Raw genomic sequence first — 20,926 nt, 5'->3', positions numbered from 1 at the left:
CTCCACGCTTCCTCCCCACGGTCGGTCGCCCTTCCGCAGTTGCGCTTCACTTCGCTCGCTGTGGTCAACTTGCCGCGCGACTTGCACCCGCAAGAGTGCGCCCATGCTGGGCGCACAAAAAGGCCGCGACGGGTGTCGCGGCCTTTTTGTGCGATGAGTGACGATCGGCAATCACTTGCCCAGCCGATCAATCACCTGAAGGATCTCCTTGCGCAATTGATCGACATCCACCGACGACGGACTGTCGGCGGCGGGCGCTTCGGCCATCTCGGGTTCATCGCTCGTAGGACGGCCCTGCGAATCGAGCCGATTGCGCGCGCCGTTGATCGTGAAACCCTGCTCGTACAACAAATCCCTGATGCGCCGGATCAGCAAGACTTCGTGATGCTGATAGTAGCGGCGATTGCCTCGCCGCTTGACGGGCCTCAGCTGCGTGAACTCCTGTTCCCAATAGCGCAGCACATGCGGTTTAACACCGCACAGCTCGCTGACTTCGCCAATCGTGAAATAACGTTTGGCCGGGATCGGAGGCAAGACGACTTTTTCCATCGTCGATCAACCATCGTGGTTATTGATGTCGATTGAAGCACGGCGGTCTTACAGCGCATGCGCCCGAGGCCGGGCGCGGCGGGCGGCCAAAGGCCGGGTCAGCGGGTGAGACCCGACTCCGCTCCCATTTCGACCAGCGCCTTCAGCTTCTGACTTGCATGAAACGTGACGACGCGACGCGCCGCGATAGGAATGGCTTCGCCAGTCTTCGGATTGCGACCCGGGCGCTGCGGCTTGTCGCGCAACTGGAAGTTGCCGAAGCCGGACAGCTTCACGCTGTCGCCGCTTTCGAGCGCATCGCGGATCACTTCGAAGAAGGCTTCGACCATGTCCTTGGCTTCGCGCTTGTTCAGACCGACATGGTCGAACAGCATCTCCGCCAGCTCGGCCTTGGTGAGCGTCGGCGTGTCGCCGGACGCGCCACCGTTCGAAGTCGCGGTATCTCGGGTCATGGCGCTACGTTGCGCCGAAAGAAGGGCTTCGAAATCACTCGAGTTCATTTGGTTCATATCGGTAAAACGGCGCGTATTACGAATGCGACTTGCGGTTGGGACTGAGGGTCACTTGCAGGCTATCCCCGCAACTGCGCGCCGTGTACTCGAGCCAGGCGATCCACCAGCGTTTTGATTGCTGCGTCGACCGTTTCGTCCTGAAGCGTGCCGCTAGTATCTTGCAACGTCACCCGGAAGGCAAGACTTTTCTCATGCGCTCCCAAACCACCGGAAGTGTTTGATTTTGGACGAAATTCATCGAACAACGCAACCCTCGTGACGTGCTTGCAGGCAGGTTCCGAACGGGCACTTTCGAGCTCGTCCAGGAGCGTCTGAACGGGTACGTTTTGATCCACGACAATCGCGATATCGCGTCGCACGGGCGGGAATTTCGAGACCTCGGACGGCATCGGCAACGCGCGCGCCATGAGCGCTTCGGCGTCGATTTCGAAGAGAATCGGCGCGTGCGGCAGGTCGTACTTCTGCAACCAGCGCGGATGCAATTCGCCGATCCAGCCCACCGCCCGGCCGTCGATTTCGACACGCGCCGAGCGTCCCGGATGCAGCGCCGGATGCTCCGCCTTCACGAAGCGCGGCGCGACCGGCGCGAACAGGGCTTCGACATCGCCCTTCACGTCGAAGAAGTCGACATGGCGCGATGCCGCGCCCCATTGCTCGTCGAGCGCCGGACCGTAAGCCAGGCCGCCGATCATCTTCGGCTGCGCGAAGCCTTCGACCGTGAGTTCGTCCGCCTTGATCGATGCATCGGGCAGGAACACGTGCCCCGCTTCGAACACGCGCACGCGATCCGCGCGGCGATTCAGATTGTGGCGCAGCACTTCGATCAGGCTGCCGAACAGCGTCGTGCGCATGACCGACAGCTGGCTCGCGATCGGGTTCAGCAGCTTCACGGGCACGTCGTTGCCGGCGAAGTCCTTCTCCCATTCGGCATCGACGAAACTGAAGTTGACCGTCTCCGAGTAATCGCGCGCGGCGACCGCGTGGCGCAGCGCGTGAACCGAACGCTTCGTTTCGTTCGTGATGCGCATCTCGCTGCGCGCCACCGGCGGACGCGCCGGAATCTTCTCGAAGCCGTAGATACGCGCGACTTCCTCGATCAGATCTTCCTCGATCTCGATATCGAAGCGATACGGCGGCGGCGTGACCTTGAAGGTATCGCCGTCGCGCTCGAAGGCGAGATTCAGCCGCGTGAAAATCTCCGCGATCTCATCCGCGCCGATCGCGATGCCGATGATGCGCTGCGCGCGTGCGACGCGCATCGACACAGGGCTGCGATCCGGTACATTGACGATCTGGTCGTCGACCGGACCGGCCTGGCCGCCGCAGATATCGAGAATCAGGCGCGAGATGCGCTCGATATGCTCGACGGTCGTCGAGTAATCGACGCCGCGCTCGAAGCGATGCGCGGCATCGGTCGAAAAGTTGTACTTGCGCGCGCGGCCACGGATCGAATCCGGCCACCAGAACGCGGCTTCGAGATAGATATTGGTCGTGTCGAGCGTGACGGCCGTGCTGTCGCCCCCCATGATGCCCGCAAGACTTTCGAGATGGTGATCGTCCGCGATCACGCCGACGGTTTCATCCATTTCGATGGTGTTGCCGTTCAGCAGCTTGAGCGATTCGCCCTTCTTGCCCCAGCGCACTTCCATCGCGCCGTGGATCTTGTCGAGATCGAACACGTGCGACGGGCGGCCGAGTTCGAGCATCACGTAATTCGAGATATCGACGAGCGCGGAAATGCTGCGCTGGCCCGCGCGTTCGAGGCGCGCGACCATCCATTGCGGCGTCTTCGCGTGCGCGTTCACGCCGCGAATCACGCGACCGGAGAAGCGGCCGCACAGATCCGGCGCGAGAATCTTGACCGGCAGCTTTTCGTCGAGCTTCACGTCGACGGCGAGCGTCTCGGGCTGCTTCAACTGTGCGCCAGTGATCGCCGCCGTCTCGCGTGCAACACCGAACACCGACAGACAGTCGGCCTTGTTCGGCGTGAGCTTGATCTCGAACACGGTGTCGTCGAGGTTGAGCGCTTCGCGGATGTCCTGACCGACTTTCGCATCGGCGGAAAGAATCAGCAGGCCGCTGTGATCTTCGGACAACTTCAGTTCGCGCGCCGAGCACAGCATGCCCTGGCTATCGATGCCGCGCAGCTTGGTCGGCTTGATCGCGAACGGCTCGCCGCCCGCTTCGACCGGCGGCAATTCCGCGCCGATCAGCGCGACCGGCACCTTGATGCCCGGCGCGACATTCGGCGCGCCGCACACGATATTCAATTGCTCGCCCGTGCCGGCATCGACCTGACAGACGTTGAGCTTGTCGGCGTTCGGATGCTTGGCGACTTCGAGCACCTGCCCGACGACGATCTTGCTGGTGGGCGGCGCGACCGGACGCAGGTCTTCGACTTCGAGACCGGCCATCGTCAATGCGTGCGCGAGTTCGTCCGTGGTGAGCTTGGGATCGACGAAACTGCGCAGCCAGGATTCAGGGAATTGCATGTGTGTCTACGTTCGAAATGTTTGGAGTCTCTTGTCCGATGCTCTTGTACGCACCGGACACCGCGGGCTTGGGCGTTGGCGCGTCAGGCGAACTGACGCAGGAAACGCAGATCGCCTTCGAAGAACAGACGCAAGTCCTGCACGCCGTAGCGCAGCATCGTCAGACGCTCGAGGCCGCTGCCGAACGCGAAGCCGATATAGCGCTCCGGGTCGAGGCCCATATTGCGGATGACGGTCGGATGCACCTGACCCGAGCCGGAAACCTCCAGCCATTTGCCCGCGTTCTTGCCGTGTTCGAACATCATGTCGATCTCGGCCGACGGCTCCGTGAACGGGAAATACGACGGACGGAAGCGCACGAGAATGTCGTCGCGCTCGAAAAACTTCTTGAGAAAATCGGTATAGACGCCTTTCAGATCGGCGAAGCTGATGTTCTCTTCGATCCACAGGCCTTCGACCTGATTGAACATCGGCGAATGCGTCGCGTCGCTGTCCACGCGATACGTGCGGCCCGGCACGATCACCTTGATCGGCGGCTTGTTCATGCGCGCGTAGCGCACTTGCATCGGGCTGGTGTGCGTGCGCAGCAGAAGCGGACGGCCGTCGGCATCCTTGCCGTCGACGTAGAAGGTGTCCTGCATCGAACGCGCAGGATGATTTTCAGGACTGTTGAGCGCGCTGAAATTGAACCAGTCGGTTTCGATCTCGGGACCATCGGCCACATCGAAGCCGATCGTGCCGAAAATCTGCTCGACGCGTTCCCACGTCTGCATCACCGGATGCAGCGTGCCCTTGCCCGCGCCGCGTCCCGGCAGCGTGACATCGATGGCTTCGGACGCGAGACGCTGATTCAGCAGTTCGTCGGCGAGCGCCTGACGACGCGCGTTCAGCGCGGCTTCCACCTGCTGCTTCGCCTGATTGATGCGCGCGCCTTCGGTCTTCTTCGTTTCCGGATCGAGTTTGCCCAGGCCCTTCAGCAACTCGGTCAGCGCGCCGGACTTGCCGAGAAAGCGGGCTTTCTCGTTTTCGAGCGTGTTGGCATCGGTGGCGTTTTCAAAGGCGCTTTTCGCGTCCGCGACAATCTTGTCCAGATCCATTGATCCCATCTTTTAACGTCGAAGTTCAAATTGAGGTTCGGTTTTGCTCATCCACGCTTTCACGCTGGTGCGACGTGCATGCGATGCGGAAAACCGTCCGACCAACAAAAACGGGGCTCGGTGAGAGCCCCGTTCTCTGCCTTCGCGCCGCCGTCAACGACTCGGTGACGCTCAGGCGAACCACGCAGTACTAATTTCGCAATTAGGCTGCAACGGCGGCTTTCACCTGATTCACGATCGCAGCAAAAGCAGCCTTGTCGAACACAGCCATGTCAGCCAGAACCTTACGGTCGAGTTCGATCGAAGCCTTCTTCAGGCCGTTGATGAACACGCTATAGGTCATGTCGTGCTGACGCACCGCCGCGTTGATACGCGTGATCCACAGTGCGCGAAACACACGCTTCTTGTTGCGGCGATCGCGGTAGGCGTATTGGCCTGCGCGCATGACCGCCTGCTTGGCGATGCGATAGACGTTATTACGACGGCCGCGGTAACCCTTGGCCAGACGAATGATCTTCTTGTGACGGGCCCGTGCGGTAACCCCACGTTTTACTCGAGGCATGTTGCGCTCCTATGAGTTTGAGTTGAGGTTAAGCGAACGGCAGCATTGCGCGGACGGAGTTCAGATCGGAATCATGAACGGCCGTGGCGCCACGAAGATGGCGTTTGTTCTTGGTGGTTTTCTTGGTAAGAATGTGGCGCTTGAACGCTTGACCGCGCTTGACGGTACCGCCCGGACGCACCACGAAGCGCTTCGCAGCGCTCTTCTTGGTCTTCATCTTCGGCATGAAACAACTCCAGTTTATTAGATGGTCATGGGTGTGCGGTTGATCCTTCCGTACTGGCCAGAACCGCTTTCCGCCCTTCGAAACCCACGCTCCACTTATTCGCGTGCGGCTCGGTGAAGAGCCGCCGCTTTTCATGAGTGGCGTCACCGAAATGACGCCGCCCTGAAACTTTCGACAATGCCGCGCCAGCCGCCTTGCGACGGCGCGCGATCCATTGTCTTACCGCTGAACCTGCTGAATTACTTACCCTTCTTCTTCGGCGCGAGCACCATGATCATCTGGCGCCCTTCCATCTTCGGCATCTGCTCGACCTGACCGAATTCGTCCAGATCGGTTTTCAGACGCTCCAGCATGCGCATGCCGATTTCCTGGTGCGCCATTTCGCGACCGCGGAAACGCAACGTGATTTTCGTCTTGTCGCCGTCTTCGAGGAAGCGCGTGAGGTTACGCAGTTTGACGTTGTAGTCACCGTCATCCGTGCCAGGGCGGAATTTGACTTCCTTCACCTGCACGATCTTCTGCTTGAGCTTCGCCTCGTGCTGCTTCTTCGCTTCCGAGTACTTGAACTTGCCGTAATCCATCAAACGGCAAACAGGCGGCGATGCCTGCGGCGCGATTTCGACGAGATCCACATCGAGCTGTTCCGATTGACGGAAAGCCTCGGCCAGTTTCACGATTCCGAGCGGCTCGTTGTCCACTCCGACCAAGCGCACCTCAGGCGCGGTAATTTCACCGTTGATGCGATGTGACGACTTATCAGTAGCGATGTTACGTTTCCTCTAAAAATGAAAAAACAAGCCGCGCTGCGAGTGACTTACTTGAACGCCCGCACTTCCTGCTGCAGACGTTCGAGGAATGCGTCGACCGGCATGACGCCGAGATCGACACCGCCACGAGCACGCACGGCTACGGTATTCGCTTCACGCTCCTTGTCGCCTACGACCAGCAAATAGGGGACCTTTTGCAGCGTGTGCTCGCGTATTTTATAGCTAATCTTCTCGTTGCGCAAATCGGACTCCACTCTAAGCCCTTGTTTTTGCAACGATTGGGCAAGATTCGCCGCATAATCCGCCTGACTTTCGGCAATATTCAGCACAACAGCCTGAATTGGGGCCAGCCACGGCGGCATTGCACCGGCATGGTGCTCGATCAGAATGCCGAGGAAACGCTCCATCGAACCGACGATCGCGCGGTGAAGCATGACCGAACGGCGGCGGCTGTTGTCTTCCGCGACATATTCCGCGCCGAGACGCTCCGGCAGCACCATGTCGAGCTGCAGCGTACCGCATTGCCACGAGCGGCCGAGCGCGTCCTTGATGTGGTACTCGATCTTCGGACCGTAGAACGCGCCTTCGCCCGCGAGTTCTTCCCACTTTAGGCCACAGGCGGTCAGCGCTTCACGCAAACCCTGCTCCGCGCGATCCCAGGTTTCATCGGTGCCCGCACGCTGTTCCGGACGCAGCGACAGCTTGATGTCGATGTGATCGAACCCGAAATCCTTGTACACGCTCATCGCCAGCGTATTGAACGCGATCGATTCCGCGATGAACTGGTCTTCGGTACAGAAGATGTGCGCATCGTCCTGCACGAAACCGCGCACGCGCATCAGCCCATGCAGCGCGCCCGACGGCTCGTTGCGATGGCACGCACCGAACTCCGCGTAACGCAGCGGCAGATCGCGGTACGAACGCAGGCCGTGATTGAACACCTGCACGTGGCCGGGGCAGTTCATCGGCTTGATCGCGTAGTCGCGCTTCTCCGATTCAGTCGTGAACATGTTTTCACGATAGTTCTGCCAGTGACCCGACGCTTCCCACAGCGAGCGGTCCATGACCTGCGGGGTCTTGATTTCGAGATAGCCGGCCTCGTTCACGCGACGGCGCATGTACTGCTCGACCTGCTGCCACAGCGACCAGCCCTTCGGATGCCAGAACACCATGCCCGGCGCTTCGTCCTGCAAGTGGAACAGGTCGAGCTGCTTGCCGAGCTTGCGGTGATCACGCTTCTCGGCTTCTTCCAGCATGTGCAGGTACTGATCCTGATCTTCCTTCTTGGTCCAGGCAGTGCCGTAGATGCGCTGAAGCTGTTCGTTTTTCGAGTCGCCGCGCCAGTACGCGCCCGCGACCTTCATCAGCTTGAAGACTTTCAGCTTGCCGGTGGACGGCACGTGCGGGCCGCGGCACAGGTCGATAAAGTTGCCATGACCGTAGAGACGAATCTCGTCGCTTTCCGGAATCGACTGGATGATCTCGGCCTTGTACGCCTCGCCGATGCTCTTGAAATACTCGACCGCCTCGTCGCGCGAAACGACGCGACGCGACACCGCTTCGTCCTTCTTCGCCAGTTCCTGCATGCGCTTTTCGATCTTTTCGAGATCTTCGGGCGTAAAGGGACGGCTATACGAGAAGTCGTAATAGAAGCCGTTGTCGATGACCGGCCCGATGGTCACCTGCGCCTCGGGGAACAGGTCCTTCACCGCGTAGGCCAGCAAGTGCGCGGTCGAGTGGCGCACGACATCGACGCCTTCGGGGTCTTTGTCCGTGACGATGGCGAGCGACGAATCCGCGTCGATCAGATACGAGGTGTCGACGAGTTCGCCGTTGAGCTTGCCGGCGAGCGCCGCCTTCGCGAGGCCCGCGCCGATCGATGCCGCGACTTCCGCGACGGTCACCGGGTGGTCGTATTGACGGACCGACCCATCAGGCAAACGTACCGAAACCATTTCGTTCTCCAGGACGCCGGCTCACGCCGGGCGAATTCGACTAAACCATGTCCCGCGACAATCGCATGACTCGACGTACGAAAATCGAGGGACAAAAAAAATGCGGCCCCACTACCGAGGGGCCGCATTCACTTTTACATACCGCGAAACATTTTGGCAGAAGGCGGATAAGGTCCTCGACTAGCGTCGCTCCGAAACTGTTTCGGTCAACGTTCGCGGTGCCATTATTTTCGCCTTTGCGCCAAGCGCATTTTGCGGTTTGAAATTCCAGCCGAGACTGAAATTTCGCTTTTCGTTGGTAGGCTCGATTGGACTCGAACCAACGACCCCCACCATGTCAAGGTGGTGCTCTAACCAGTTGAGCTACGAGCCTGAAAGGAATGAGATTATATGGAGTATTTCGAATTCTGGCAAGCGTTTGTCTGCGCAATATTCAAAATTATTCGTCGATTCTTTCGGGCAACGGCAGAAAGCGTCACGCGCGCCGCACGGCGCGCACCACGCCCTGCACTTCGCCCAGCAGCGTGCAGGCCCGCTGGATTTGCGCGGAACTCGACACTTCCACAGTGAACTGCATATACGCGACATTGCGGCGGCTTTGCGTCTTCACGCCGATCACGTTGATCTTCTCGCGCGCGAAGACTTCGGTGATATCGCGAAGCAAGCCCTGCCGATCCGCCGACTCCACCTGCAAATCCACCGGATACACCGACGACCCGCGCCCGCCCATTACGTCGGCGGACCAGGTCGTGTGCAGCACGCGCTCCGGCGAGCGCTGCGCCATGCGCTTGAAAGTGACGCAATCGCAGCGATGAATCGACATGCCCTTGCCGCGCGTCACGAATCCGGCGATCGGATCGGGCGGCGCGGGACGGCAGCATCGGGCGAGTTGCGTGAGCAGCGCATCGACGCCCACGACCAGCACGCCCGTCGACGCCCCGTGCGCGACGCTCTGCCCGCTGCTGCGCTTTTCGAACTGCTCGGGGACTTCCGCTTCGGGCTCGGGCGGCGGCGCATCGCTCAGCGCCTGCTCGATATTGCGCAGGCTGAACTCTTCCTTCGCGACCGACGCGTACAAGTCCTCCGGCGCCTTGAAGCCGAGCTTGGTCGCGAGCGTTTCCAGATTGACCGAGGTCTTGCCCTCGCGCTGCAAGGTCTTTTCGACGACGGCGCGCCCCGCCGCGATGCTTTCCGCCGCATCCGACGTATTGAAATACGCGCGCACCTTCTGCCGCGCGCGCGGGCTCAGCAGATAGCCGAGGTTCGGATTGAGCCAGTCGCGCGATGGCCCGCCTTCCTTCACCGCGATGATCTCGATGGTCTGCCCGTTCTGCAGCGACGTATTGAGCGGCACCATCGAGCCGTCGACGCGCGCCCCCCGGCAGCGATGACCGAGCTCGCTGTGCAGGTAGTACGCGAAATCGACCGCCGTCGAACCCTGCGGCAGCGCGATCACGCGCGCCTGCGGCGTCAGCACGTAGATATGATCGTCCTCGAGCGTGGCGTCGCGCAAATGCTGCCAGCCCGGCTGCTCGCCTTCGCCTTCGACGTCGTCTTTCCACGCGAGCAACTGACGCAGCCAGGCGATCTTCTCGTCGTACTTGTCGCTCGACGTCACCGCGCCCGCGTAACCGCGCACGCCGGCTTCCTTGTAGCGCCAGTGCGCGGCCACGCCGTACTCGGCGAACTGATGCATCTCGTGCGTACGGATCTGCACTTCAAACGCGCGTCCGTCGTCACCGACGACCACCGTATGCAGCGACTTGTAGCCGTTCGGCTTGGGCCGCGAGATGTAATCGTCGAACTCGCGCGGCACCGGCTGCCACAGGTTATGCACGATGCCCAGCACCGTGTAGCAATCCTTGATGTCGCCGACGATCACGCGAAACGCCCGCACATCGTTCACTTCGGAGAAATCGAGATGCTTGCCGCGCATCTTCTTCACGATGCTGTAGATGTGCTTCGGCCGGCCGCTGACTTCGGCCTTGATATGCGCGGTCTCGAGTTCCTTTTCCAGCCGCGCGATGGCCTCGAGCACATACGATTCGCCCTCCACGCGCTTCTCGTCGAGCAGCTTGGCGATGCGCTTGTACGTGACCGGATCCTCGAAGCGGAACGACAGATCCTCGAGTTCCCACTTCAGTTGCCAGATGCCGAGCCGGTTGGCGAGCGGCGCGTAAATCTCGAAGGTTTCGCGCGACACTTCCGGCGCGGGATCGGTCTTGGTCGCCGCGTGATAGCGCAGCGTCTGCAACCGCGACGCGAGCCGTATCAGCACGACGCGAATGTCCTGCGCGAACGCCAGCACCATCTTGCGCAGCGCCTCGACCTGGGCGCGCCGCGCGGCCTGCGCATCGCGCGTGTTGTCGGAGACGTCGGCGAGCGTCGCGCGCGAACTGACCGAGCCGAGCCGCAACAGCTTGCGCACGTCGCCGACGAGCTTCTGCACTTCCGGCCCGAAACGCTCGGCGATCACCTTGTCGGGATCGTCGAGATGCGGCGCGAGCACGAACAGCGCGCCGGCGGCGACCGCGTGTGCATCGACATTGAGCGTCTGCATGATGCGCGCGGTGCCCGCCGCGTGATCCGCGAGCAGTTCGCCCGTGGACACGCGCGCGTCCTTCGCGTGCTCGCGCACGAATGCGAGCGCGTCTTCGATGGACGGCTCGGGGTACGTTTCGTTGAGGACGTCGGACTCGGTCATGCTCGTCATACCACTACGTTCGGATATGGCGCTCGGCGACCACCACGATCTCGACGAGGCACGCGGGATTCGCGAGCTTCGACTCGACCGTCGCGCGCGGCGACGTGTTGCCTTCGGCAACCCATGCGTCCCACACGGCGTTCATGCCGGCGAAATGCACCATGTCGGACACGTAGATCTGCACCGACAGCAGATGCAACTTGTCGCTGTTCGCTTCGCCCAGCAGACGATCGATATGACCGAGCACTTCGCGCGTCTGGCCGGTGATGTCCTTGATCGGTGTCTTCGGCGATCTGGCCCGCGAGATAGATCGTGCCGTTGTGAATCGCGATTTCGGAAAGACGCGGACCGACGTGATGACGGATGACTGCCATATGTGTTCCTGACCTCGTGTTGGTTGCAATATCGGGACGAACCCCCGGGCGCTCAACCCGATATTATGCCGCGCCTGCGTCTTTTCCGAGAAAGAAGCCCCGCGCGAGCGCGATCTGCTCCGCCGACACGAACGCGGGCGCGTGCCCCGCGCCGGCCGCTTCGGCGCTCGTCACCGCCTGCCCTTTCTCGATCATTTGCGCGACCGTTTCGCGCGACAGCAGATCGGACGTCTCGCCGCACACGACCAGCACCGGCGTCCTGATCGACGCGAGCGAATGCCATAGAAACGCCTCGCCCGCGGCGTTCTGCTCGTGGGTCGCGGACTTGAAGGGCGTCGCGATACCCGGGTCGTAGCGGAAAGTCCATGCGCCGTCGCGCTCGACCAGCAGCGGCGCGTTGATGCTCGTCCATTCCTCGTCCGTCAACGGCCCGAACGCCGCCGCCAGCGCCGCAGCATGCCGCACGCCTTCGTCGAGCGACGCGAAGCGCGCCTGCTTGCCCAGATACTCGCCGATGCGCGCCAGCGCCACCGGTTCGATATGCGGCCCGACATCGTTGAGCAGCATCTTGCGGATCGGCGTGTTCGGCAGCCCGCCGAGCGACATGCCGATCAGTCCGCCCATCGATGTGCCGAACCAGTCGACCGTCTCGACGTTCAGACGCGCGATCAGCGTGACCATATCGGCGACGTACTGCGGGATGCCGTAATAGCGCGAATCGGCAAGCCAGTCGGACAGGCCGCGCCCGACCACATCGGGACACACGACGCGATACTCGCTGGCGAACGCGCGGGCGAGCTTGTCGAAATCGCGGCCCGAGCGCGTCAGGCCGTGCACGCACAACAGCACGCGCGGATTCGCCGGATCGCCCCACTCCGTGTAGGCCATGCGATGCAGCCCGGCCGGACTCGCGCACTGCACGAAGCGCTGACGCGGCTCGCTCAGGTCGGCATGCGATGCTTCGACGACGATGGATGCGGTCATGTCTCTTTTCCTGGTTAGCGGGAACTGGCTCGATTGTAGAACGCCCGACGACCGCACGAACGACGGTTGGCCGAACGGACGACCCCCACAAAGCAAAACGGGCGAAGCCCCAAGGAGCCTCGCCCGTTCGATCCGGCACGCCAGCGCTTTACTTCACGCTCGTGACATCGAGCGGCGCGCCGGTCTTCTGCTGGATTTCCTCGACGCTCACGCCGTCCGCCAGTTCGACCAGCTTCAGGCCGTTTTCGGTGACGTCGATCACGCCCAGATCGGTGATGATGCGATCCACCACGCCCACGCCGGTCAGCGGCAGCGAGCACGCGTCGAGAATCTTGTGCTGATCGCCCTTGGCGACGTGTTCCATCAGCACGACGACCTTCTTCACGCCGGCGACCAGGTCCATCGCGCCGCCCATGCCCTTGATCATCTTGCCGGGGATCATCCAGTTGGCGAGGTCGCCCGTCTTGCTGATCTGCATGGCGCCGAGGATCGCCAGATTGATGTGGCCGCCGCGGATCATCGCGAACGAATCCGCCGACGAAAAGATCGACGAACCCGGCAGCGTCGTCACCGTCTGCTTGCCTGCGTTGATGAGATCGGCGTCCACTTCGTCGTCGTACGGCGACGGGCCGATGCCCAGCAGCCCGTTCTCCGACTGCAGCCACACTTCCATGCCTTCTGGCACGTGATTGGCGACGAGCGTCGGCAAGCCGATGCCGAGGTTCACGTAGAAGCCGTCCTGCAATTCCTTCGCCGCGCGCGCGGCCATCTGGTCACGATTCCAAGCCATGATTACGCTCCTTTCGCGCGGACGATACGTTGTTCGATGCGCTTTTCCGGGTGCGCATTCAGGACCAGACGCTGCACGAAGATGCCGGGCGTATGGATATGATCGGGATCGAGTTCGCCGACTTCGACGATTTCCTCGACTTCCGCCACGGTGATCTTGCCGGCCATCGCGCACATCGGGTTGAAGTTGCGCGCCGTGCGGCGGAAGATCAGGTTGCCCGACTTGTCGGCCTTCCATGCCTTGACGAGACCCACGTCCGCCGTCAGCGATTCTTCCAGCACGTAGTGGTTCTCGCCGAACTGGCGCGTTTCCTTGCCTTCCGCGATCACCGTGCCGAAGCCCGTGTTCGTGAAGAACGCCGGAATGCCGGCGCCGCCCGCGCGCAGCTTTTCCGCGAGCGTGCCTTGCGGCGTGAATTCGAGTTCGAGTTCGCCGGCCAGATATTGCCGCTCGAATTCCTTGTTCTCGCCGACATACGACGAGATCATCTTCTTCACCTGACGCGTTTCCAGCAGCAGGCCGAGACCGAAGCCGTCGACGCCCGCGTTATTGCTGATGCAGGTAATGCCCTTCACGCCCGAATCGCGCAATGCGGCGATGAGCGCTTCCGGAATGCCGCACAGCCCGAAGCCACCGACCGCGAACGTCTGACCGTCCTTGACGATGTCCTCGAGCGCCGCTTTCGCGCTGGGATAGACCTTGTTCATCTGTGTGTCCCTTCCATGATTGATACGTGAAACCGACGAGAGAAAACCGGTTGCATCGGCCGTCCGGGTTATTCGTATGCTGACGACGACCCCGCTGATGTGGCGAAAAGATTACGATGCGCGGCTGATCCGGCACAATACGCAAAAATACATAAGTCTTTGCCCGCGCGCTTAGGTTCCCTGTCAGGCTTCCAGCTATCGCATGGACACCGGCCGCCCTCTTTCACATGCGTGCATTGGATTATCAAACCGCGTTTCATCTCGCGCCCGTCGGGCTGGTGCTGTCGCGCGATCGCATCATCGAGGATTGCAACGAGCAGCTGTGCGCGATCTTCGGCTTCGATCGCGAGGCGCTGATCGGCAAGTCGTTTCAGGTGCTCTATCCGTCGCCGGACGAATTCGCGCGCATCGGCGAGCGCATTGCCGCGCATATCAGCACGCAAGGCACCTACAGCGACGACCGCATCATGAAACGCAGCAACGGCGAACTGTTCTGGTGCCACGTGACCGGCCGCGCGCTGGATCGCGACGTGCCGCACGCGGCGGGCGTCTGGACCTTCGAGGACCTGAGCGCGACGCGGCGCGTGGCCATCGAACTGACGCCGCGCGAGCGGGAAATCGCCGCGCAACTCGTCATGGGCAAGACCAGCAAGCAGATCGGGCAGCGCCGCCGACTTGCCCGCCGCGTAGTCGATCCACACGACCTTGGCCGCGCCGCGCGCGTAGAGCGTGCCGGGATCGTCCGCGCGATAGAGCTCGAAGCGCGTCTCGAAGCTGCTGCGTCCTGGCTGCCCGACCGCCATTCGGCCGACGATATCGCCCGGATAGTGCAGTTGCCGGAGAAACTCCATCGATGCATTGACGATCACCGGGCCCTGGCCTTCGCCATTGCCGCCCGCGATGCCGATCTGCTCGAACCACGAGATCCGCACCTGCTCCATGTAGCGGAAGTACACGGTGTTGTTGACGTGCCCGAACGCGTCCATGTCGCCCCAGCGGATCGGCATGGTCAGATCGAATACGGGATGAAACGCTGCGTCGTGAGTCATTGAATGATTGAAAAGCTCAGAGCGAGAAACCATCGTCGGCGGAGATGACCGCGCCGTTCATGAACTGCGATTCGTCCGCCGCGAGCAGCAGCAGCAGGCCGTCGAGATCGCCCGGCTTGCCAACGCGCCGGCGCGGCAGCATCGACACGAGCTTCTGCCCCTGCTCCGTCTTCCAGTGATGATGATTGAGTTCGGTGTCGATGTAACCCGGGCAGATCGCGTTCACGTTGATGCCATGACGGCCCCATTCGAGCGCCATCGCCTTGGTCATCTGCACGACCGAGGCCTTGCTCATCGCGTAGAGGCCGATCTGCGGAAACACGCGCAGCCCCGCCACCGAGGCGATATTGATGATCCGGTGCGGCGGCTTGCTCGCGCTCTGGTTGCGCATCATCATGCGCTTGGCGACTTCCTGCGCGACGAAGAACGCGCCGCGCACGTTCGTGCCGAACACGTATTCGAAATCGGCGGGCGTGACTTCGGTCAGCTTCTGCGTGGTCGACACGCCCGAGTTGTTGACGAGGATATCGATGGTGCCGGCTTCCGTCTCCGCGTGCGCCACCGCCGATTTCACGCTCTGGTAGTCGGTCACGTCGGGCGACACGACATGCGCCGCGCCGCCCGATGCCTCGATTTCGGCGCGCAGCTCCTTCAGACGCTCGGTGCGGCGGCTTGCCAGCACCACCTTGGCGCCGGCCTGCGACAGCACCTGCGCGAAACGCTTGCCAAGTCCACTGGATGCGCCGGTAATCAGCGCAACCTTGCCTTCCAGGTTGATCGAACGGCCCATTGTGCTTCCTTGTTCTATGGTTGGCTCAAGCCTAGCCGGACGCGTGGGGACGTCGCGGCGGCACTTTTTAGAGCGTCAAACGAATATCGCGACGCAGCATAGAATAGTACGATCGTGCCTCGATGGGTGGGGTCGGTTGCGGCTTGCCTTTCGTTCCCTGACAATACGCGATCCCCAAGCAAGCCATTCTAAACGGTAGATAGGAGCATTGATGACCCCGGCGAGCCTCATCGAGCAATACGGTCCCCGCGAATCGATGGAATACGACGTCGTGATCGTCGGCGGCGGCCCCGCCGGCTTGTCCGCGGCCATCCGGCTGAAGCAGCTGGCGGAAGAAAAAGGCGTCGAAATCGGCGTCTGCGTGCTGGAAAAAGGCTCCGAAATCGGTGCGCACATCCTGTCGGGCGCGGTCATGGACCCGCGCGGCCTGTCGGAACTGATTCCCGACTGGAAGGAAAAAGGCGCGCCGCTGGATGTCGAAGTGACCGAAGACCGTTTCCTGTTCCTGTCGCAGTCGGGCGCAACGCAGGTCCCGAACTGGCTGCTGCCGGACAACTTCAAGAACCACGGCAATTACGTCATCAGCCTCGCGAATGTCACGCGCTGGCTCGGCCAGCAGGCCGAAACGCTGGGCGTCGAAATTTTCCCGGGCTTTCCGGCCGCCGAAATTCTCTACGGCGAAGACGGCTCGGTGAAAGGCGTCGTCACGGGCAATATGGGCGTCGGCAAGGACGGCCAGCCGACCGAAAACTTCCAGCTCGGCATGGAACTGCACGCGAAGTACACGCTGTTCTGCGAAGGCGCGCGCGGGCATCTCGGCCGTCAGCTCATGGATAAATTCAAGCTGAACCAGAAGTCCGATCCGCAGGTGTACGGCATCGGCATCAAGGAATTGTGGGAAATCGATCCGGTCAAGCACAAGCCCGGCCTCGTCATCCACACCGCCGGCTGGCCGCTCGAGCCCGACACTTACGGCGGCTCGTTCCTCTACCACATGGACAACAATCAGGTGGTGGTCGGCTTCGTGGTCGGTCTGGGGTATTCGAATCCGTATCTGTCGCCGTTCGAGGAATTCCAGCGCTACAAGACGCATCCGTCCATCCGCCCGTTCCTCGAAGGCGGCAAGCGCATTTCCTACGGTGCGCGCGCCATCACGGCGGGCGGCCTGATGTCGCTGCCGAAGCTCAGCTTCCCCGGCGGCGCGCTCGCGGGCGATGACGCGGGCTTCCTGAATGCATCGCGGATCAAGGGCAGTCACGCGGCGATCAAGTCCGGCAAGATGGCCGCCGAAGCCACCTTCGATGCCGTGCAGGCGGGCCGTCAGAACGACGAACTCACCGCGTACCCGGAATCCTTCGAGAATTCGTGGCTCAAGACCGAACTCTACCGCGCGCGCAATTTCAAGCAGTGGATGAGCAAGGGCCTCTACCTCGGCACCTTCATGGTCGGGCTGGAGCAAAAGCTGATGAACGGCAATGTGCCGTGGACGCTGCATCATCAGCATTGGGATCATGAAATGCTAAAGCCGGCGTCGCAGAGCAAACCGATCGTCTATCCGAAGCCCGATGGCAAGCTCACGTTCGACCGCCTCTCGTCGGTGTTCATCTCGAACACGAATCACGAGGAAAACCAGCCCGCGCATCTGACGCTGAAAGATCCGAGCGTGCCGGTGAACGTGAATTTCCGCACCTATGCCGGACCGGAAGGCCGTTACTGCCCCGCTGCCGTGTACGAGTTCGTCAAGGGCGACGACGGCAACGAGCGCTTGCAGATCAACGCGCAGAACTGCGTCCACTGCAAGACCTGCGACATCAAGGACCCGACGCAGAACATCGTCTGGGTCACGCCGGAAGGCGGCGGCGGCCCGAACTATCCGAACATGTAACGCGTTCGACGCTGCAATGACAAAGGGCGCTGGTTTCGACACCAGCGCCCTTTTTTTGTCTCTCGACGGCCTTACTTCGTCGGCGATTGCGCCGCGATCTTCGGCGTGCCGACGATGACATCACCGCATTGCGCGCGATGCCGCAACGCGTGATCCATCAGCACCAGCGCAAGCAGCGCTTCCGCGATCGGCGTCGCGCGGATGCCCACGCACGGATCATGACGCCCGAAGGTTTCGACGGTCGCGGGCGCGCCGTCGCGGTCGATCGACTGACGCGGCGTGCGGATACTCGACGTCGGCTTGATCGCGATCGACACGGTGATGTCCTGCCCGCTCGAAATGCCGCCGAGAATCCCGCCCGCGTTGTTGGTGGCGAAGCCCTCGGGCGACATCTCGTCGCCGTGTTGCGAGCCGCGCTGCCCGACGCTTGCGAAGCCCGCGCCGATTTCGACCGCCTTCACCGCGTTGAGGCCAATCATCGCGTGGGCGATATCGGCGTCCAGTCGATCGTAAAGCGGCTCGCCCAGACCGACCGGCACTCCCGTCGCGACCACTTCGATGCGCGCGCCGACCGAATCGCCGTCACGGCGCAGGCCGTCCATATACTCTTCGAGTTGCGGCACGATCTCCGCGTTCGGCGAGAAGAACGGATTGTCCGGCACGTGCTTCCAGTCGACGAAGGGAATCGGAATCTCGCCGAGCGCGCTCATGCAGCCACGCGTCTCCAGACCGAACTTTTCGCGCAGCCATTTCTTTGCGACCGCGCCCGCCGCGACGGTCGGCGCCGTCAGACGCGCCGACGAACGCCCGCCGCCGCGATAATCGCGCACGCCGTATTTCTGCCAGTAGGTGTAATCGGCGTGACCGGGACGAAAACTCTGCGCGATATTGCCGTAGTCCTTGCTGCGCTGATCGGTATTGCGGATCAGGAGCGCGATGGGCGTGCCGGTCGTCACGCCTTCGAACACGCCGGAGAGAATCTCGACCTGATCCGCCTCCTGACGCTGCGTGACGTGACGCGAGGTGCCCGGACGGCGGCGATCGAGTTCGATCTGGATATCGGCTTCAGTGAGCGCCATGCCCGGCGGACAGCCGTCGATGACGCAGCCGATGGCCGGACCATGCGACTCGCCGAAATTCGTGACGGTAAACAGCGTGCCAAGGGTATTGCCGGACATGAGCGTCGACCTGAAAAAATGTGTCGGGGAAACCGCTATTATGCCAGCGGCCTTCCCCGAGATTCAGCGCCGCGCGCCGCGCAGTGCCGTGACGACGTCCTGCAGATGCTGCGGCGTCGCGTCTTCCGGCGCGATCGGCTCGCCGACCACCAGCGTCAGACGCGTCATCGCGCCGCGATGGATCGGACGCGGCCACTGCGCATCTTCGTCGCGCGAAAACACGCTGCCCCATAGACCGCGCAGCGCCATCGGCACGACCGGCGCGGGATGTCGCCGCAAAATCTCCGAAATGCCGTGTTTGAACGGGTTGATATCGCCCGTGCGCGTCAGTTTGCCTTCGGGAAAAATGCAGACGAGATCGCCCTCGTCCAGCGCCTGCGCGCACTTCAGGTAGGCGCTTTCCAGGAGATCGGCGTTTTCGTGCGCGGGCGCGATCGGAATCGCCTTCACATGGCGGAACATCCAGCCGATGACCGGCGTGCGGAAAATGCGGTGATCCATCACGAAGCGAATCGGGCGCGGGCTTTCCGCCATGATCACGACGGCATCGACGAAACTGACGTGATTGCACACCAGCACCGCCGCGCCGTGCGCCGGAATGCGCTCGGCATCGACAAGACGGATGCGATAAAACGTGTACACCAGAATCCACGCCATGAAGCGCAGCAGAAACTCCGGCACCAGCGAATAGATGTAGATCGCCACGACCACGTTGAGCAGCGCCGTCGTCAGGAACAGGCCGGGAATGCCGACGCCCATCGACGTGAGCGCGAGCGCCAGCAGCGACGACACGATCATGAAAAACGAGTTGAGGATATTGTTCGCCGCGATGATCCGCGCGCGATGCGTCGGCTGGCTGCGCGCCTGAATCAGCGCGTAAAGCGGCACGCTGTAGAAGCCGCCGAACATCGCGAGCAGGAACAGATCGGCGAGGATGCGCCAGTGCGGCAAGGCCAGCAGAAATTCGCTGACGCCGAGCAGATGTCCCGCCGGCGCGATGCGATGACTCGCGAAAAACAGATCGATCGCGAACACGCTGATGCCGATGGACCCAAGCGGCACCAGCCCGATCTCGACGCGCTTTTTCGACAGCCGCTCGCACAACAACGAGCCCGTGCCGATGCCGATGGAAAACGTCGCGAGCAGAATCGTCACGACATCGGGATTGGCGGACAGCACGTCCTTCGCGAAATTGAAGAACGAAGTGAGAAAGGTCGCGCCGACGAACCACAGCCACGAAATCCCGAGCAGGCTCAGAAACACGGTGCGATCGGCCTTCGCGAGCTTGAGATTGCGCCAGGTCTCCGAAATCGGATTCCAGTTGATGCGCAAATCCGGCTGCGACGCTTCCGACTTCGGAATAAAGCTCGACGCCACGCGCCCGATCAGCGCGAACACGAGACAGGCGCCCGCCAGCATCATCGCGCCGAAATCGGACGATCCCGCCGCCGCGCCACCGATGATCGTGCCGATCAGAATCGCCACGAACGTGCCCATCTCGACCAGGCCGTTGCCGCCGACGAGTTCGCTCGAATCGAGATGCTGCGGCAAATACGCGTATTTCACGGGGCCGAACACGGTGGAATGCACGCCCATCAGAAAGGTGCACGCGTACAGCAAGGGCGCGCTGTGCAGCAGAAATCCCGCGCCGCCGATCAGCATCACGACGATCTCGAACGTCTTGACCAGGCGCGCGAGCACGGCCTTGTCGTACTTGTCGGCGATTTGTCCGGATGTCGCCGACAGCAATACGAACGGCACGATAAAGATCGCGGAAATCAGAAACGCGGCCGTGCCCGGATCGACGCCGGAAAAGCGCGCGGCCTGAAACGTCACCAGCGACGTGAAGCCGACCTTGAATACGTTGTCGTTCATCGCGCCGAGGAATTGCGTCCAGAAGAACGGCGCGAAGCGGCGCTCGCCGAGCAGGCCGAACTGGCCTTCCCCTTCGGCATGGCCGCGTCGGGCGGCGCGAGTCGGCGCGCAGCGGTTTGTCACTCATGATTGTCGTTGTGTAGTTGAGTCGGCGGAGGCCGCCTCGACTTCGCGCCTCGTGACGCGCCGTCGGCCTTCCGAAGCGCAATGGTAAGGGAATCGGACGGATGCGGCGTCCGGGCAGTCACACATTCCCACATCGACGAGACACATTGACGAAACACATTGACTAAGCGCAGCAGACGATCGGGATAGGGGCAGGCCTCGCGGCCCGACCCCTCCCACACCACCGTGCGTACGGGTCCGTACACGGCGGTTCGGATCAGTTGATCGGCGCTGGACCGACCGACGGCAGGCCCAGCGAACGGAA

General features: G+C 62.0%; 16 protein-coding genes, 1 tRNA gene and 3 pseudogenes. 2 read left to right on the top strand and 18 right to left on the bottom strand.

Annotated features, from left to right (window positions below; translation table 11 throughout):
* Positions 1-171: 171 nt before the first annotated feature.
* The 14 genes and pseudogenes from BVER_RS15625 to BVER_RS15560 form a co-directional block, all read right to left on the bottom strand.
* Entirely contained in the window at positions 172-549 is a 378-nt protein-coding gene (locus BVER_RS15625) for a MerR family transcriptional regulator (RefSeq protein WP_050454101.1), read from the bottom strand.
* Positions 550-647: 98 nt separating this feature from the next.
* Positions 648-1,058 (bottom strand): integration host factor subunit alpha, encoded by a 411-nt coding sequence (locus BVER_RS15620; protein ID WP_050454100.1) that lies wholly within the window; start codon positions 1,056-1,058, stop codon positions 648-650.
* Positions 1,059-1,120: 62 nt separating this feature from the next.
* The gene (gene pheT / locus BVER_RS15615) at positions 1,121-3,553 is read right to left on the bottom strand and encodes a phenylalanine--tRNA ligase subunit beta (RefSeq protein WP_050454099.1); all 2,433 of its coding nucleotides are present in this window, start codon (positions 3,551-3,553) and stop codon (positions 1,121-1,123) included.
* A gap of 83 nt (positions 3,554-3,636) precedes the next feature.
* Positions 3,637-4,650 carry a phenylalanine--tRNA ligase subunit alpha gene (gene pheS, locus BVER_RS15610; RefSeq protein WP_050454098.1) on the bottom strand — a complete coding sequence of 338 codons (1,014 nt, stop codon included), beginning with the start codon at positions 4,648-4,650 and terminating at the stop codon, positions 3,637-3,639.
* Positions 4,651-4,852: 202 nt separating this feature from the next.
* The gene (gene rplT, locus BVER_RS15605) at positions 4,853-5,212 is read right to left on the bottom strand and encodes a 50S ribosomal protein L20 (RefSeq protein WP_050454097.1); all 360 of its coding nucleotides are present in this window, start codon (positions 5,210-5,212) and stop codon (positions 4,853-4,855) included.
* 28 nt (positions 5,213-5,240) lie between these two features.
* Entirely contained in the window at positions 5,241-5,438 is a 198-nt protein-coding gene (gene rpmI / locus BVER_RS15600; protein ID WP_004191477.1) for a 50S ribosomal protein L35, read from the bottom strand.
* A 239-nt stretch (positions 5,439-5,677) separates the two neighbouring features.
* Positions 5,678-6,205, bottom strand: coding sequence for a translation initiation factor IF-3 (infC, locus tag BVER_RS15595; RefSeq protein WP_075644636.1), 528 nt, complete (start codon positions 6,203-6,205; stop codon positions 5,678-5,680).
* A gap of 47 nt (positions 6,206-6,252) precedes the next feature.
* Complete coding sequence (gene thrS / locus BVER_RS15590; RefSeq protein WP_050454095.1) at positions 6,253-8,160, bottom strand: threonine--tRNA ligase; 1,908 nt, start codon at positions 8,158-8,160, stop codon at positions 6,253-6,255.
* Between the two features lie 296 nt (positions 8,161-8,456).
* A tRNA-Val gene (locus tag BVER_RS15585) sits at positions 8,457-8,533 on the bottom strand.
* Positions 8,534-8,635: 102 nt separating this feature from the next.
* Positions 8,636-10,864 carry a RelA/SpoT family protein gene (locus BVER_RS15580; protein WP_050454102.1) on the bottom strand — a complete coding sequence of 743 codons (2,229 nt, stop codon included), beginning with the start codon at positions 10,862-10,864 and terminating at the stop codon, positions 8,636-8,638.
* Between the two features lie 13 nt (positions 10,865-10,877).
* Positions 10,878-11,238: pseudogene (locus BVER_RS15575) on the bottom strand (RidA family protein).
* A gap of 63 nt (positions 11,239-11,301) precedes the next feature.
* Positions 11,302-12,222, bottom strand: a complete 921-nt coding sequence (locus BVER_RS15570; RefSeq protein WP_050454094.1) for an alpha/beta fold hydrolase — start codon at positions 12,220-12,222, stop codon at positions 11,302-11,304.
* Positions 12,223-12,370: 148 nt separating this feature from the next.
* Entirely contained in the window at positions 12,371-13,012 is a 642-nt protein-coding gene (locus BVER_RS15565) for a CoA transferase subunit B (RefSeq protein ID WP_050454093.1), read from the bottom strand.
* Positions 13,013-13,014: 2 nt separating this feature from the next.
* On the bottom strand, positions 13,015-13,719 hold the full coding sequence (locus BVER_RS15560) for a CoA transferase subunit A (protein WP_050454092.1): 705 nt from the start codon (positions 13,717-13,719) through the stop codon (positions 13,015-13,017).
* A 227-nt stretch (positions 13,720-13,946) separates the two neighbouring features.
* Between BVER_RS15560 and BVER_RS15555 the strand changes: the two are divergent.
* Positions 13,947-14,385, top strand: a pseudogene (locus tag BVER_RS15555) (PAS domain-containing protein); the annotation flags it as partial.
* Here BVER_RS15555 and BVER_RS30205 read toward each other — a convergent pair.
* Positions 14,370-14,768: pseudogene (locus BVER_RS30205) on the bottom strand (acyl-CoA thioesterase); the annotation flags it as partial. The pseudogenes BVER_RS15555 and BVER_RS30205 sit on opposite strands and share 16 nt — an antisense overlap.
* 16 nt (positions 14,769-14,784) lie before the next feature.
* Positions 14,785-15,558, bottom strand: a complete 774-nt coding sequence (locus BVER_RS15550) for an SDR family oxidoreductase (RefSeq protein ID WP_050454091.1) — start codon at positions 15,556-15,558, stop codon at positions 14,785-14,787.
* Positions 15,559-15,769: 211 nt separating this feature from the next.
* Here BVER_RS15550 and BVER_RS15545 point away from each other — a divergent pair, with 211 nt between their 5' ends.
* Positions 15,770-17,443 carry an electron transfer flavoprotein-ubiquinone oxidoreductase gene (locus tag BVER_RS15545; protein WP_050454090.1) on the top strand — a complete coding sequence of 558 codons (1,674 nt, stop codon included), beginning with the start codon at positions 15,770-15,772 and terminating at the stop codon, positions 17,441-17,443.
* Between the two features lie 71 nt (positions 17,444-17,514).
* On the opposite strand, the gene aroC is transcribed toward BVER_RS15545, so the two are convergent.
* Together aroC and BVER_RS15535 are read right to left on the bottom strand one after the other, a co-directional pair.
* Entirely contained in the window at positions 17,515-18,621 is a 1,107-nt protein-coding gene (gene aroC / locus BVER_RS15540; protein WP_050454089.1) for a chorismate synthase, read from the bottom strand.
* A gap of 63 nt (positions 18,622-18,684) precedes the next feature.
* Positions 18,685-20,619, bottom strand: coding sequence for an MFS transporter (locus BVER_RS15535; protein ID WP_050454088.1), 1,935 nt, complete (start codon positions 20,617-20,619; stop codon positions 18,685-18,687).
* Between the last annotated feature and the right edge of the window lie 307 nt (positions 20,620-20,926).

The sequence above is a fragment of the Candidatus Burkholderia verschuerenii genome, assembly GCF_001189365.1.
Taxonomy (GTDB): domain Bacteria; phylum Pseudomonadota; class Gammaproteobacteria; order Burkholderiales; family Burkholderiaceae; genus Caballeronia; species Caballeronia verschuerenii.
Note: the sequence above shows the minus strand (reverse complement) of the source record. Positions and strands in the feature narration are given on the sequence as shown.